This is a genomic window from secondary endosymbiont of Heteropsylla cubana (genome assembly GCF_000287355.1).
Classification (GTDB): Bacteria; Pseudomonadota; Gammaproteobacteria; order Enterobacterales; family Enterobacteriaceae.
Map to the genome: position 1 here is coordinate 947,444 of NC_018420.1, position 17,518 is coordinate 964,961.

The window sequence follows — 17,518 nt, forward strand, 5'->3', positions numbered from 1 at the left end:
AATATTTTAAGTAGATATGTTTAAAACAACTTAATAAGTAGTCTTTTTTTTGTAAACGAAAAATCAATATCCTTATAGAACTACACCACTCACATATACTATTTATTAGTATACTGGTAGTAAGTTCCATATTTATTTTATTCAATTTCAAATAGATTATTCTCTTAATATGCATAAAATTTTTAATGATATTGAAAATATTTTGCTCATTAAAAAGCAATAAAACACATAAAGACCACTCTTACTTATAATAAAGTATATCTTTACTAAGTAATTAAAGTAACAGGATTATAGATTTATGCATAGAAAAACGATCAATAGACATGACAAGAAAAATGTTCTTTTTCATAGTAAAAAAAATACCTATCTAAACTTTATATAATCGAAAGTGAAATAAGATATAAATCATTTATTGTTATTTAGATGCTCTTGATCTAATTTACATTTACTGATATTTAACAGAATATAATAAAAATATTTAGCTAAAAAATCGAAAAACATATTAAAAGTTAATAAAAATTTCTTAAATTAAATAATTTTATTATATAATTATAAAATTTTTAATGATTTTAATCGTATTTAAAAATATTAAAAATCAAATGTATATAATATCTTAAATAGTTAACATATTATGTATATAACATACTAAAAAAATTATTTTCATGATACAGAAATTATAAATTTTAACAACAATTACTTTTATTCTGAAAAAGAATTATTCTTTTCACACGAAATAACTTTAATTTATTATTACATAATATTGTCATTATATATTTTTTATACTAAAATGACCCTATTTTCATTTAAACTAATACAATTGAATCTACGTTTTTTTAGATCATTCACTCTCCTGAAGAGGTAAATTTACTTTTTTTCGTAAATCATTAATGTATGCAAGAGGTAATTCAATCCATGAACCTGGCGATAATCCTTTTGGAAGAATAATATTGCCATAACGCACACGAATAAGCCTACTGACTTGCATCCCAACGGCTTCCCAAAGTCTTCTAACTTCACGGTTTCGACCTTCTGTTAAAACAACATTATACCATCGATTTAATCCATCACCTCCTTGAGGTGTTAAAGTTAAAAAAGCTGCTAGACCATCATTTAATTTTACACCACACGTTAACTGACGTTTTTTATTTTCGTTTATTTCGCCAAACACACGTACAACATATTCACGCTCAATTGCGTAACTTGGATGCATTAATCGATGAGCTAACTCTCCATTTGTGGTAAATAAAAAGAGTCCAGAAGTGTTTATATCTAGACGTCCAATCGCTATCCATTTTGCATTCTGGAGAGGAGGTAGACAATTAAACACAGTTTTTCTATTTTTTAGATCATACCTAGTACATATTTCACCTGCTGGTTTATGATAAATTAATACTCGACATAGATTTTCTTTCATAGGTCTTATGGTAATCAAACGTTTATCGATGCGAATTAATATTGTCCTGGTAACATTTAGTCTATCTCCAAGGGTGACAATCTTTCTGTTAACGCTAACTCGACCTTGTTCAATTAGACCTTCTATAGTCCGACGAGATCCATATCCAGCGCGAGCTAAAACTTTTTGAGGTCTTTCGTTTTTCTGCATAATAAACCTTTATATTCATTTATAAACTTTTTAGATCCTTATAAAATTTTTAAAGAAACATGTTCTTACTCTCATATTTTTGCAATTATTTTGCTCTTTTTAAATTAAATTGAGTTGGTAACGTTTAAATAATTTTTATTATTTTTAATAACGCCACAATTTTAAGTTCATTTAAATCATTATTGATTATATTTAAAAAGTGAGAATCTTGTTTTATACAAGAATACAACTCCGAAAGGTTGTTACTTTAATTGCTTAAAAGTGATCATAGCTGACTTTCTTTTCTTTTTTAAATTCTAATCCTTACTGATATAATCATCTTTCATCAAATTCTAAGTGTTTAAATGAACTTAATATTATTAATAAATAATCAACTAAATGTTAAAAATATGAACTTATTTATAAGCGGTATAAGGTAATTGAAAAAAACAAAATTAACCTGTTATAGTTATAACATATAAAACACTTACCATTTTAGTAGTATTAATATTTAGTATACTAAAATAACTATTTGCGCTATACAATAAAAAAATATTTAACATTATGAATAACTAAAATGTTAATAATAACAATCTATTCCACAAGATTAAGATACTTATAAAAAATTACACATCCTTAATTTAAGTTTTTAGCGTTAACTTTTCAAACAATTTTTATTAAAGTTACAAATTTGCATTAAATTTATAATGTTTTTATATAATTAAAAATTAGTTATAAATACAGTCTTTTTATCTATAAAAAGCTATATAATATTTTTCTATCTTTTCATACAAATCGATTAATTTTTTACTTTATCTTTAATTAATAATATATTATGTACACAAGAATAATATGTTATTATTAATAATTGTTCGGGTTTTTAGATTAATATCTATCTACGTTGGTTTCTGTAAAGAGAATACATTGCTATTATACTAATGTTTTTAACATAACAGGGAAGAGTTAAGAAATAAACATCTTCATTGCTAGCACATTCTACAAAATAAAGTATTTTGTAAACAACAAAATATGAGGATATATGAATTTTTAAAGAAAGAGTATAGTGATTATATCATACCCAGTTAATGTTTAAGTAATAATGAATATATTTGTAGTTTATTCATTTACTAATTGGGATAAAAAACTTTAAAGAACAAATTTAATTTGCTAAATTATAAGGGGAGAGAATTGAAATCGCCATTAGGATCAGATTTAGCACGACTTGTTCGAGTATGGCGTGCTTTAATTGATCACCGCTTAAAACCTTTAGAACTTACACAAACACATTGGATTACTTTGCACAATATTTGTCAATTGCCACCGGAGCAATCTCAGATTCAATTGGCAAAAGCAATAGGTATCGAACAGCCTTCGTTAGTTCGTACGCTAGATCAGCTTGAAGAAAAAGGGCTAATCACTCGGCATATTTGTGCAAACGACCGCAGAGCAAAGCGAATAAAACTAACCGAATCTGCTAAACCTGTTATCAAAGAAGTAAACCATGTTATCGATAGCACTCGAGATGAAATTCTCCATGGTATTAGTCATCAAGAAATTCAGTTACTGAGCGTTATGATTTCTAAACTGGAAAAAAACATTTTAGAACTTTATAATAAAGTTTAATATATTAAACTAATAGGATACTGTATAAAACAAATATCCGGCTATAAAAAGCCGGTTTTTTTTAAAACATGTAAATGCTTATTAAAATCTAAAAATAAATATAAGAGCTCAATAAAAAAACTTTTTCTTAAATGAATATATTTTATTATTTTTTAAGAAAAATCAGCGTTATTTTTTTTGTGAAATCATAAACATTTCAACTAGAATATTAACAAATACTGTACGATAAATCTAATTAATTTTAAAATTTAAGTTTTAAGTTAAACTCTTACAACTTGCTATTTGATTAAGTTGAAAAACTATTCATCTAAAATATTAGATTCTACAGATATTTATCAAATAGAAGATCTTTGAAAAATATTATTGAGTATGATTATACTAGCCAATATTCTAACTTTTAACAACGGATTTATGTCTTGATTGTTATATTGTTATTCTTAAATAATATCTTTGTCAGTTACCCGAATTAGATTTTTACTGTTTATGCCCCCTTATTTAAATGTAACATTTAAGATGACGTCTTTAACGTTCAAAGATAAAACATTTCAGTTTTTAATACTAATTAAAAATATTTTTTCAGGATTAGCTTAATAAATTAACTGTTATTATGTGAGATTGAAAATAGCTCCTATTAACCGACCTATTCACTAATAAAGTATTTATTCTGTCTATTAAAAATGAGATAGATTTATTTTTTTTGTTATTAATCTGAATCAAATAAAATTGCTTAATAGCAAATAAAAATACTTAATAGCAGTCAATAAAAATTTAAATTAACATGAAAACTTATATATATTGACTATTAATACTAATTTTAAAAGTTTTGTTTATTTCATATATAAATAATACAACCTTTTAATGTTATAAAATATGAAAAATATATTTAGCACCCTAAATACGACTAGATAAGAAAATAACGCGTAAGATTGTTTCTATTGATTTTTTTTCTCTTAGCTATATTACCATTAACATTTTATTCTTAATACGTTCTAACAACGTAGTAAAGATGTACTCAATATTAACTACCACATTGATTATAAATATAGCGGTTAACTGTATATTAATTATTAAAATAATTAAATTACTTATATTATTTTATAACTATTAATATAATACTTATTTAAACTTTTTTCTTTAAAAAATAAAGCGGTTCTCAATGAATATTGAGATTAATATAACAGTATAAAAATAATAAAATTTATTTTTTTCGAATAATTACTGCTTAAAAACTATTTAAATTTAAAGTCTTATTAAGAATCAATATATCTGTCTATAACGATATTGTAAAAAAAAACAAGAAACAGTGTCGTAACTCTAAAAGCAACATTTTATAATATATAATTTCTAATCTCATTTAAAAAAAAACAGTTTGGTTTAAAAACACTTCTTAAGTTTTTAATAGATCAACTGTAAATTTTCGTTTTCTTGTGAAATATACTCTTAAGCTAAATAATGTACTAAATCTTTAATAGATTATATGATATAAAATATATTTGAGTTCCTTCTAAACTCTCATGTGACTTTATTGTTTATAGATAAAATGATCTTAAAATATAGAGCATTTGCTTGTAAATTGCATGGTCGCAATAAATTTAATGTTTATTAAATGAAAAGATTCTCAGCAGAGAAGTCTTTATAAAAAAAGACAATGTAACTTAATTTTCGTAATGTTTATTAATCATTATTATTCATCTAATTATCTATTTACCTTAGCATATTTAACTAAAAAAGCTTCAAAAATAAAAGTGTTAAAATTTACGCTTTTCAACTAAAAATCTGCTATGCTAAAATATTGATAGTAGTATTCTCTATTATTACTTTTAATTCCCTGTAAGTAACACTATAATATACCATTACTGCTTGAGTAGATAAAATGGATATTTTAAAAGAATTGTTACAAGCACTCTGGCAACAAGATTTTGAAACACTCTCTAATCCAAATGTGGCTTGGGCTATTTACATTTTAGTCTTTGTTATTCTGTTTTTAGAAAATGGTTTTTTACCTGCAGCATTCCTTCCTGGTGATAGTTTACTTATATTTCTAGGTGTATTGATTGCTAAAGGGACGCTAAATTTCACCTTAGTTTTATTACTGCTTACGATCGCTGCAAGCCTGGGTAGTTGGATAAGTTATCTGCAAGGAAAATTATTAGAGAACAATCGAATTGTAAATAATTGGCTTGCTCATTTACCAGAACACTACCATCAAAAAGCAAATCGGATATTCTATCGACACGGATTATCGGCTTTACTTATCGGACGCTTTATTGCTTTCGTCCGAACTTTACTGCCAACTATTGCCGGATTATCGAGTCCAAGTAATGCGCGATTTCAATATTTTAATTGGATTAGTGCTTTTCTTTGGGTGTTTATCTTAACACTCATTGGATTTTTAATTGGTAAAACAACTGTTTTTCAGTTTTATGAAGAAGAATTGATGCTATGTTTAATGTTGCTTCCGTTAAGTTTGTTAACAATAGGGTTAATAAGTTCATTAATTGTTATATGGCGCAAAAAAAAACTTATTGAGTTTAAAAAAAAATAATATCTTCGTAAATTTTCTTAAGAAATCCACAAGTAGTATGAATGCATTCATATCTTTAACGTAATATAAAAAGTTTTAAAAAATGCTTTATTTTAAAAAAAAATAGTAAATATTTCGCTGCAGTAAAATAATAAATAATTATCAAATTTTATATCTTATAATTCTTTCTGATAAAAGATTTTACAGATTCCATTTAAGAATAAATGATTTTTATCGTATTAAAAATCTATCTCATGTAGATGAATTACTAATTCAATATATTCATTTTTAAAAAAACAATAGGTTTGGATATAAAAAATCTTTTTTATCTAAATTTTATTTCAATTTTTATTGATGTAATTTAAAAGCATTAGTTTCTCTGTTAAAAATAACTTGGTATTAATCATTAATTATTATAAAATAAAGCATTATATAAGATAATAACGTATATTTTAGATGTCTTTGTAAGAATTCTCCCTTATTTAAAATAATATCAACGACATTCCAACTGTTTTTGATATAAGGAAAGAGGATTTATAAGTATATCCTATCGTTTATCTAAAATATTTTTGAATATAAAAAAATAATTTTTGATTAACAATCTACACTTACGGGATCAATTTTCAAATAAGGCATTTTGTTGTAATTGTTTCATGCTATTCTGGATGATTAAACTATAATCGTTTTTTAAAAATCATTTATAAACTTATTTACTAAATAACTTCACCATAAGATTAAAAGTTCAACTAACATTTATTATCGCGTAACATCTTAAATGTTAATATAATTAATACACCCTATATTAGTTTTTACTAAGAATTTAAAAATTAAAAAAACTAATCTTTAACTCATGTTTCTCATCGAATATTTTTTTAACAAAAAAAACTTAAGAGAAATTATTCAACAATATCTATTAAATAATTTATTTTGTTAATTAAGAAAGTTAAAGATAAAATTTTTATAAAAGAGAGAAAAAAAAACAAATAAAATCTTCACAACAAAACTTATTAATCAATATTAATATAATAAGAGCAATTCACTTCGAAATAAAATAGCTATTATCCTCGCTTAGTCATTAAGTTCACCATGTTTTAACTAGACAATTCATTCATGTAAAATATAATTACATGATATAAAGTACATTATAATAAAAAACATAAAAATATAATTATATTAAAATAATTTAAACAATTAATTGTTTTTTTTATTTTTAATTAATAGATTTTATATATTAAAAATTTGATTTCATCTTATTTATAATTATTTTGATTTAATGTAATTAAATCAAAAAAAAATAATTCATACATTAATACTGTGATTAAGTATGCAAAAAAATTGATGCCCATACAATATCTTGTATAGACTAAGACTTTCTTAGTTATAATTGTATTTTAGTCCGTATTTTCGTACATTTGTAATTGAGCAGGAAGTATGTAAGTATTTTTTAAATATATTTGTAAATGTTGACTCATAATGCTCTGTAATAACACTTTTTCTGTAGAATTTAATTATTTTTCGAATAAAATAAATAAATTCTAATAATTAAAATATGTAATAATATTAAATATATATATTAAATAAAATTGTTATATTAACAGCAATACAGTAAATAAACAAATGAATAACATTAACACTAACAAGCACCAATCATTCCTAATATTGTAAATTTTTTTTTAAAATATCTTTTTAAGAAAAGTCTAATCAATTAATAATTTATATTATAAACATGTTTTAGATCTCAAAAAAAAAATTAAATCCCAATTGGCACTAATTAATTTAACTACTTATACATCACTCTATTCCGATATTTTTTTTTGGTCACATCTCTCAGATTAAGAATTGTTCTTAAAGATTTTAAATCTCTAGTGAGATATATTTAAAATCGGATAGATTTTTAGATTATCTTTAAAAAGACGAATATAAAAAAACAACACATAATTAAAACAAAAATATATTTTAGTAAAAAACACATGTAATCACATATAAAGAGCAACAACTATAGAAATGAAGCAACTAATATGACTAGATAGTATTTTTTAAGAATTGTAAAGTGTAGTACAAGTACTGTACATAATCGTAATTATCATGATATATATACATTTGTAGGTGTTTTATTGTCTCGAAGAGAGAAACATGAATATTAAGCTTTGTAAGCATGTAGTAAATAAATTATTTAAATATATAAAAATAAGTCAATTAACAGTATCTAACATATTTTATGCTATAAAAATTCGCTAATGAATAAACATACGCATTATTTTACCATATATTTAAAAAAAAATAATATTTATTGATATAACTTAATTATTATAGCAAATTATTAACATATCAGTAAAAATAAAAAACTCTAAAAATAAAACTTTTGACATACAAACAGATAAAAACTATTTTTAGTTTAAAGCCTTTATTGGAAATAAACATATATATCTATATAAACAGCTTGTTTTAAGTTAAAAATAGTTCAATTTATCGTAAAACTAAAATAGTTAAACTTATTAAAAACTTTACAGAATATGAATTCTGTAAAAGTAGAGTCTACTTAACAACGATTATCTTACTACTGTTTTTTTATAAATAATTTTTTATGAATTTTATCTGGTTTTAATGTTTTTATATAATGAGGTTATAATTATGATACCTACTGTTGCAATAGTAGGACGCCAAAACGTAGGAAAATCTACTTTGTTTAATCGACTAACACGAACACGTGATGCACTAGTAGCAAACTTTCCAGGATTGACACGTGATCGAAAATATGGTATTGTAAAATTTGAAGATAATCAATTTAATATCATTGACACTGCCGGTATTAATGACAACTGCGATAAATTAGAAAACCTTATTAACACTCAATCACTATTAGCTATTACAGAAGCTGATATTGTATTGTTTATAGTAGATGGACGCGCTGGGCTAATGAAAGACGATATAAATATAGCCCACCATTTACGTCAACAAAAAAAAACTACTCTGGTGGTAGTTAATAAAACTGATGGAATGAATCCAGAGATTGCATCAGGAGATTTTTATGCTCTTGGAATAAAACAAATAGTTTCTATTTCTGCGTCTCATGGTTCTGGAATTACTATTTTATTAAACAAGATTTTTTCATACTGGAAGCAGTATGAATTATCTAAACCAAAAATTAATCTTGAAGATAGATCTTATACATTTCTAAAAAATACAAATCAAACGCTTTCCTTAGAAAAAAAAAACAATATTTATTCTTTAAAACTTCCCCCACTTAAACTTGCAATCGTTGGACGTCCTAACGTAGGAAAATCTACGCTTATCAACTGTATTCTTGGAATAGATCGCGTTATAGTATACGATATGCCTGGTACGACTCGTGACAATATATATATTCCCGTAATATACAACAAAAAAGCATACATTCTGATAGATACCGCTGGAGTTCGAAAGAACTCTAAAGTTAAAGAAAGAATAGAAAAATTTTCGATTATAAAAACGCTAAAAGCTATTCAAGATGCTAATGTTGTATTACTAGTGATCAACGCGCGTGATGATATTTCTGATCAAGATGTGTCGCTTCTAAGCTTTGTACTTAATAGTGGACGTGCGTTAGTTATCGCAGTTAACAAATCAGATGGATTGTCTAGCGATACACGAAAAAAAATAAAAGAAGAATTAGATCGTTGTTTTTCTTTTATAAATTTCGTTCAAATCCATTTTATCTCCAGTCTATATAATATCGGTATAGGGAATCTGTTTAACTCAGTTAATGAAGCTTATCGGTGCGCTAACAAGCGAATCAGTACTGCACTATTAACGCGCATTATGCATACTGGATTAAATTCATATCAACCACCACTAGTGCAAGGTCGACGTGTAAAGTTAAAATATGCTCATACTGGTGGCTATAATCCCCTGATTTTAGTAATCCACGGAACAAAAGTTAACGAGCTCCCAGATAACTATAAACGTTATCTAATAAACCATTTTCGTCGTTCCTTAAATATTATAGGAACGCCAATTCGCCTTCAGTTTAAGGAAACCGCTAATCCTTTTGCAGGAAAGCGAAATATATTAACACCAAGACAATCACGCAAAAGAAAGCGTCTTATAAATTATATAAAAAAAACATAATTCGAATAAATATGACACGTTAAAAATATCAACTTTGATCGGATATTAATACTATCTTATTTACTTGAGATGTTATTTTTCATACTTTTTAGCATTATTAAACTTATATCTATTTAATTATCCTACCCTAAGAACTTAGTCGCTTTTCTAAAAAAAATCAACATAAACACAAGTATGTTTTTATAAAGGTAAAATTCTAGAGAATTTTATATTGGTAAATTTATAATCAATGATTAGTCTTAAATCCTAGATATAAAAAACTTAAAACAATAAATGGAGTTAACATTAAAAAAAATGCTAAAATATTCTAAATATTTCGAAATATACCTGTATCATCAATCAGCTTAATAAATAAACAATATTTCATATTGAACTAAATTATTCATCTTTATAATAAATTGCTTAAATTTTTTGTCATACAATTCAAGTACTAACTTATATCGTATTAAAGTTATATCTCTTGATGAATAAAACAAAACTGCCGATCTTTAGTAGAAACTATATACAGATCACCTATTTAATAGGTTGCCGTTAAGATATAAAAGTATAAATTCTGCTTTTGTAGCACTTAAAGATTAAAAATCATATATACTAACTGATCTGTTATCAGTTAAGTCATACATATAAAATTTATATATTTTCACAAATTATGCTCACTTAAAAACTTATGAAAGATACCGTAGTCTTATTTAATTTTCCCACCCCACCATGACCACTTAAATAGATAAGTATAGAACTCTTTCACTCAAATGAAATAACAACTTAATATTAGTTGTATTAACGTTTTTTAATAAAAATAAACACTAAAAACTAGCTTATTAATTTTAAAACCATAAAGTTTATAATAAAAAAAGTCTTTTATCATTTAACTGTTTACAGTTAATAAAAACTGTTTTAATTGAAATGTCTGTAAAAAATCACTAATAGAATTAGAAAAAATCTTGTTATTAAATTTTATTTGTAAATATAAAACTAATTTTATATAACACTTCTAACTTTTCTACAAATATGCTTAAAGATGCGCTATTTAATAATTTTGTTAAAAACAGAACCAATTCAAACTATGTAATATATTGCATTGAAATATCTAAAAATTAAAGTTAACATAAAATTAAATAAATATCATGTATTACAAAGTAAACAATTTACATATAATTAATAATATTCACATAAACTTTATAAATTAGTATAGTCGACATTAAGAGGTATAGATTGTTTTACCAAGCAAAACGTGATTTATTAAAAAATAAAATAATCCTCATAACAGGAGCGGGTGATGGTATCGGTCGTGAAGCAGCTATTACCTATTCAAAATATGGCGCATCAGTAATCTTAGTTGGACGAACGTTAAATAAACTTAACGCGGTAAAAAAAAATATCGCCGAAGCGGGTAACCCTGAAGCTTATGTGCTTGTAATTGACTTACTGTCTCCTGATCCTGAATCTTATAAATCTGCAGCTTTACATCTATCTTATAAAATTTCACGTCTAGACGGATTGCTAAACAATGCAGCCATTCTAGGAGACATTGCACCAATGATACAGCAAAATCCTACACGCTGGTGTGAAGTTATCTCGGTAAATGTTAATGGTACTTTTATGCTCACGCAAGCATTATTGCCTCTCTTATTAAAAAAAAGGGGAAGTTCGCTCATTTTTAGCACTTCCAGCGTTGGAAGGAAAGGTCGTGCAAATTGGGGGTCCTATTCAGTCTCTAAATTTGCAACAGAAGGTATGATGCAAATCATATCAGAAGAATATCCAGCATCAATCCTCCGTGTTAATTGCATTAATCCAGGAGCCACCCGGACTAAAATGCGTACCGCTGCTTATCCGAAAGATAACCCAAAAACACTTTTACCTAAAGATATTATGCCTATTTATCTTTATTTAATGGGAGATGACAGTCGAGAGATAAGTGGGGTTAGTTTTGATGCACAGTGCGATTGTAAGTCTAATACAAAACATTAAAATATTTATATTTTGTATATAGATATCCTCTGCTACAAAATCTATTATAAAACAATAGATCTATAATAACGTTATCATAATCATGATAAATTATATTAAAGATATGTATGATGATATAAATAAAAATTGCGAGTAGTTAAACACTCATAATAAAGTCATAATTTTAACGTCTATTTTATCTTTAAAAATAAAAAAAATAAAATAACATATTCTTATTAATCAATTTTTTACTAATTTAATCTAAAATTAAATATAAATAGCCAGTCGTAAAATAAATATCTCATTAATAATTTATATACTTATTCTTAATGAGATTATAAATATTTTTCAAACATTAAATCCCTGACATCATAACCTAAATGATGAGCACGTTGTTCAAATTTAGTGGGAAATCGAGTTATAGGTCGAGGTACATAATCACCTGTAACTGATAAATTTCGAAAAAAAGAAAAACAGGAAATTACTTTTAATATATGTTCAGCATAAGATTTACAATCAGTTGCTATATGAACAATACCCCCTAAGGCAAGTTTATTGCCAATAAGATCAATAAATGAAGGTTGTATGATACGACGTTTATTATGCCTAGCCTTATGCCAAGGATCTGGAAAAAATATCTGTACTAATGATAAAGACCCGGAAGGAATCATATCTTCTAATACTTCTACTGCATCGTGACATATGAGACGTAAGTTATAAATATTTCTTTCTTTAGTACTAGCAAGGCAAGAACCGACACCCGGTAAGTATACTTCAACACCAATAAAGTTGTACTCTGGATATGCTGCAGCCATCTCCACTAATGAGCTTCCCATCCCAAAACCGATCTCAAGTATAATAGGCGCTATGCGGTCAAATAGTTTTTGTAAATTAAGCGGATAAATCTGATAGGGTGTTCCAATTACTGGAAAAAGATTAACTAACGCATATTTTTGCCTTTTTGTGAGTCGACCTTGACGACGTCTAAAAGTATGAATCCTCCGTATTGCGTATCCTTGTTTATCAAACTTAACAGAAACAACATTGTTTATCATAAAATTCCGGAATAAAAAAATTAAAAAAATCAATATAAATTCAAATTTTAATACGAATAGAAAACATTTATTTAAAAAAGAGATTTTAAGACTTATACATAATTTTTACATGATTTTATTTTTTTTGAGAAAATTCTTACTTATTAACAAAAATGAAATTCAACACCTATACTTTCCTGAAAATTAGATTTAAGAAACTAAAATATTCCACTTATAACCGCTCTTAAAAATTTTGATTTGTTAGTAACATATTTAATACATCATCTATTTCTGTGACCATAGATAAAAAATACATATTTAAAATATAATTAACTTTTTTAATATTTAAAATATAATAACCTTATTATACAGTTTTTTTAATGACCGAACATATTTTTAGATTTTGTTCTAAATGCTTTCAAAAAAAATCGTTAGTTTTATATTAAAATATAAAAATTTCTAAAAAATATTATTTACAACATAAAATATAAGCGATGCTGCAATCGCAGACTCATGAAAATTTGTTTTTAAACATGTCAATATACGTTAATTATTTAAAAAAATAAAATTATCCTAATAAAAAATAGTAGTATAAAATAAAGTGTATTTATTCTAACTCAGATATTGTACTAAATTAAAACTATTTTGATATATGCTATTTTAATTTAGTATTAATATGATTGAGATAAAATTTATCAAATACTGATAAATCAAGTTAATTACAACATAGATACAATATTTTATAATAATAATTATTTTTTCTACAGTGTATGATTCCCGAAATGAACTAATAGATAAAAAATGATTTATTTTCTAAGAAAATAGATCAGCATTTTAATTAAATTAACAGCAATGAATTCTTAACAGATTTTTAAATATATATATTTTTAAGTTCAATGAGATTTTTTATAAAGATATCTAAATTATTATCTAACTTAAAAAATCGAGTAACTATTGAACAATTCTTAATTCTTTATATAAAATAAAACTAATTTTATATAATAGAACATGAATAAGATATAAATACAAGAACAACAATAACACCTTTTTTCACAATCGAACATTGCGTGGATAACTGTCACTATGCTTGTATTAATGAGAAATTTAATGAATTTTTTTATTCATAAAAACTATCTATAAAAAGCTATGTATCTTATTAATGTTAATTGCTAACAATCTGTATTTCTTAAAAAAATATGCTACATACAGAAAAATTTTTCTTAAATTTCAAGCATATTAAAAAATAGAAATTTCACACAATATAAATACTTTTAATGAAGTAAAAATTTTTTGTATTTCTAAGAACCTTTTATGGTCTGTGACCTAGCTTGCTTGTTATTACATATAATGTTTATATCTTTAATTGCTTTAAGCGTATCGGGGTAAAAGCCGATTTCACTCATATCTCCTGATACTTTTTTTCTTTATTATTATTTGAGATTATTTCTTCACCGATAAAACAACAAATATGTTAATTTATAACTAGTAGAAATCGAATAGTGATGTTAGTATCTATACCGTCAAACAGATTAATATAACCAATACTACTACACCAAAGATTCTAACATTTAGGGTTCTAACTGCTCAATTATTTATATAGATCTCACTTTAGGTATCCCAGAAATAGAATAACCGGAAAAATAAACGCATAATAAATCAAATAAGTTGTACTCTTCTTTTAAAAAAGTACCAATAGTATTGACTGTATGGTGCATCACAATAAATATCTTTATTTTAAATAAAACCAGAACACGGACAACTCCAAGTTTCACTAAGCACCCTATATCATTACACAATAGGTCCACTATTATTATATTTTCAACTTGATCGTTAGTTGAATTGTCTAACTTTTTATCTGCTTTCGATCTTCTTCGAAACCTGTCAGGTTATATAAACTACCTTTAATAAGCTAAGATTGTATGTTTTTCCCTTCATCGTAAAAAAAATATTTTGGTGATAAATTAAGCATTATCTGATCTGGAAAATAAATAAATACAGGAAAAGTGCCCGGTTATATACTAATACACAACGAAATTTTGCCCCCCCCTACGTCTTCAATGCGGTATGCACCGAAATACTGTGATAAGAATGCTTGATAGCAACCCCTAGCTTTATAAAGAGAAGATTTTTCTGAACCTAACGGAGTTTACAACCATAGTCGATTTTAGTTATGTTAGTAGTATTCCAAAAATACAGTAAATAAAACACTTGTTGTTATAAAGCTAAATGTAATCGATTCAATAAAAAAAAGGTCGAAGTAGCTAACTAACATTACTGTACGCTTACGATGATCATCTATTATCACCAAACGATAAACCACAATTGCCACATCCGAAGGGGGGTGTCCTGATGAACTATAACGGATAAAACTTCGATGTTGCAATCCAAATCCAAAACAACTTATATCTAACCCCCATTAAAGTAAAAATTCAGTATTGGGTAAAGCTGATATATCTGTCCATGATAAGTATTCTTGTCTTAAAACGATGGCAGTTCGTACCGAAATTCGCGAATTCTCCAGAACAAACTTTAGTTATACCGTTACAAATAAACAACGGTTACAAAGGTTCGGTTACCAAAACATCATAACAACCATCAGGACTTTTCTGTACCCAAAGTGAAGTAACATTGACTAAAATTGAAACCAAATGAAAGAAAAAAAAATTACGACAGTATCAAGTTTATAGTGTAGTTTAATAAATTTTAGCTGTATCAATAACTACTTATTAACGAGTTTATTTAATTTCAGAAGCTTAATTTTACTTACACCTCGATACCAAGTTTTGATTATGTAATGGATATTTTGATATATTTTTTTGTTATTAAATAATTTATTTTATATTTTTTTATAAACAATGTTAATGTAAGATATAATATCTTTATATGCTCAAAGAAACAGTTTGTATAAGAAACTAACTTATAAACAAGTATTCATATTAAATACTATTAATATTATTAATAAATAATTATTAGTTACATAAATTAGGTTAAAGTATGTAAACCACTCCTACTTTAATTAGATCTTTAAAAATATTTATATACAATATTGATAAAGAACTTAAACTCTAACATGTTATTTTCTCCTCGAAAATGATAAAATTATATAAATTAATTTAACTATTCATCGTTATGGAGAGCCCCTTTAATGGCTAGTAGAGGCGTAAATAAAGTGATTTTAATTGGAAACTTAGGCCACGATCCAGAAATTCGCTATATGCCTAATGGTGGGGCGGTAGCGAACATTACGCTGGCTACGTCAGAAACTTGGCGTGATAAGCAGACTGGTGAATCGAGAGAAAAAACAGAATGGCATCGAATAGTTTTTTTTGGAAAACTAGCTGAAATAGCCGGTGAATACCTGAGAAAAGGCTCTCAAGTATATATTGAGGGTTCACTTCAAACACGAAAATGGCAAGATCAAAGTGGCCAAGATCGCTATACAACTGAAGTTGTAGTTAATATGAATGGTACGATGCATATGCTGGGTAATCGTCAGAGTTCTACTCTCACTAGTAGCGGTAAAGAAAATGGATGGAATCACAATCAGCAACTACAAGGAAATAACTCACAACTTTCTGACGGTAATGTAACATCAGGACGACATGTAGCACAAAACAGTTCAATATTAAACAATGAAACAACAATAGATTTTGATGACGATATTCCATTCTAAACTATTTTTAAATAATTATTTAATCTATTGCAGGTCGAAATCCTGCAATAGTAAATACTATCTTATAAACAGAACTATTATGTAACAAACATTTTATCCACGCTACATTCCAATTATTCCAAGGCTAGACAAACAACGGATAAAGACCTTAATTTCTATAATAAATTTATTGTATAAAATATTATGATATTGAAACACTTTTTCAGATCAAAGTGCTTAGTTAATTTTTTGTTTAATTTTTCTTGATCTATTTTATTAAAAACGGATGGATATTTACTATAAAACAATTTCATGAACAAAAATCTATAAAAAACAAGTTTTTACATATAAGAAATATAACTTTATATAAATATGGTATTTATCATATAATAATATGATGAAAAATATAAACTCTCCTTTGCAAAAAAATCCTCTTATTAAATATAAATATTACAGTGTTGTAATTTAATTTTATATTTAATCTAAATCGAACTTTAAACTATAGAAAACTTTATTGTCTTTCTAATCAGCAATCAAAGAAAACAATTTTAATTAAAAAAAACAAGAAAACTCTATTTTATTGAAAATAAACATCATATCATTCATACAAATAAAAATAAAAAATCTCATCAAAATATATATAGTATATAAAGTAACCTTAAAAGGGATGCAACGTAAGCGACATACTAATCAAAAAAAAACACAGCATAACATTTCATATGATTTATGATGAGGTATATTTACACATATACAATCTACTCTCTACCCCTTAATCAAATTAATATATTGAATATTAAAAATATATTAGAAATGTGTGCTCTAAGAGTAAAACTGATATATCTATACTCTTACATAAGCTTACAAATATACTAATGCTACTTTTGTGCTATAAAACAAATGAATATCTCTTAAATTTATTTTGAGATAAGACAAAGATGCTCAACCATGTATGTGTTAAAGTGAACAATAAAATCTGAAAGAAAAAATAAACTATTTTATCAAAAAAAATATATAATAATTATTATTTAAATATAACATTAAAAAAT

Annotated in this window: 10 protein-coding genes; 6 read left to right on the plus strand and 4 right to left on the minus strand. The window is 25.4% G+C overall.

Annotation, left to right across the window (positions count from 1 at the left end):
• Positions 1–838: 838 nt before the first annotated feature.
• A complete protein-coding gene (rluB, locus tag A35E_RS02535) occupies positions 839–1,603 on the minus strand; it encodes a 23S rRNA pseudouridine(2605) synthase RluB (RefSeq protein ID WP_014889119.1) in 765 nt (254 codons plus the stop codon).
• Between the two features lie 1,167 nt (positions 1,604–2,770).
• Here rluB and slyA point away from each other — a divergent pair.
• The 4 genes from slyA to A35E_RS02555 all read left to right on the plus strand — a co-directional run bounded on the left by slyA (position 2,771) and on the right by A35E_RS02555 (position 11,807).
• Positions 2,771–3,205 carry a transcriptional regulator SlyA gene (gene slyA / locus A35E_RS02540; protein ID WP_014889120.1) on the plus strand — a complete coding sequence of 145 codons (435 nt, stop codon included), beginning with the start codon at positions 2,771–2,773 and terminating at the stop codon, positions 3,203–3,205.
• A gap of 1,873 nt (positions 3,206–5,078) precedes the next feature.
• Positions 5,079–5,750, plus strand: coding sequence for a DedA family protein (locus A35E_RS02545; protein WP_014889121.1), 672 nt, complete (start codon positions 5,079–5,081; stop codon positions 5,748–5,750).
• Positions 5,751–8,360: 2,610 nt separating this feature from the next.
• The gene (der, locus tag A35E_RS02550) at positions 8,361–9,836 is read left to right on the plus strand and encodes a ribosome biogenesis GTPase Der (protein ID WP_014889122.1); all 1,476 of its coding nucleotides are present in this window, start codon (positions 8,361–8,363) and stop codon (positions 9,834–9,836) included.
• A gap of 1,212 nt (positions 9,837–11,048) precedes the next feature.
• A complete protein-coding gene (locus tag A35E_RS02555; protein ID WP_014889123.1) occupies positions 11,049–11,807 on the plus strand; it encodes a YciK family oxidoreductase in 759 nt (252 codons plus the stop codon).
• Positions 11,808–12,121: 314 nt separating this feature from the next.
• Here A35E_RS02555 and trmB read toward each other — a convergent pair whose 3' ends face one another.
• From trmB to A35E_RS03240, 3 genes are all read right to left on the minus strand, one after another.
• On the minus strand, positions 12,122–12,841 hold the full coding sequence (trmB, locus tag A35E_RS02560; RefSeq protein ID WP_014889124.1) for a tRNA (guanosine(46)-N7)-methyltransferase TrmB: 720 nt from the start codon (positions 12,839–12,841) through the stop codon (positions 12,122–12,124).
• A gap of 1,571 nt (positions 12,842–14,412) precedes the next feature.
• Positions 14,413–14,625 (minus strand): chorismate-binding protein, encoded by a 213-nt coding sequence (locus A35E_RS03360; protein WP_071818289.1) that lies wholly within the window; start codon positions 14,623–14,625, stop codon positions 14,413–14,415.
• Positions 14,626–14,993: 368 nt separating this feature from the next.
• Complete coding sequence (locus A35E_RS03240) at positions 14,994–15,203, minus strand: hypothetical protein (RefSeq protein ID WP_160142537.1); 210 nt, start codon at positions 15,201–15,203, stop codon at positions 14,994–14,996.
• A 77-nt stretch (positions 15,204–15,280) separates the two neighbouring features.
• Here A35E_RS03240 and A35E_RS03300 point away from each other — a divergent pair, with 77 nt between their 5' ends.
• Positions 15,281–15,409: a hypothetical protein gene (locus A35E_RS03300; RefSeq protein WP_268257768.1), complete on the plus strand. Its 129-nt coding sequence runs from the start codon at positions 15,281–15,283 to the stop codon at positions 15,407–15,409.
• Between the two features lie 556 nt (positions 15,410–15,965).
• Positions 15,966–16,493, plus strand: coding sequence for a single-stranded DNA-binding protein (locus A35E_RS02565; RefSeq protein ID WP_014889126.1), 528 nt, complete (start codon positions 15,966–15,968; stop codon positions 16,491–16,493).
• Positions 16,494–17,518 lie beyond the last annotated feature (1,025 nt).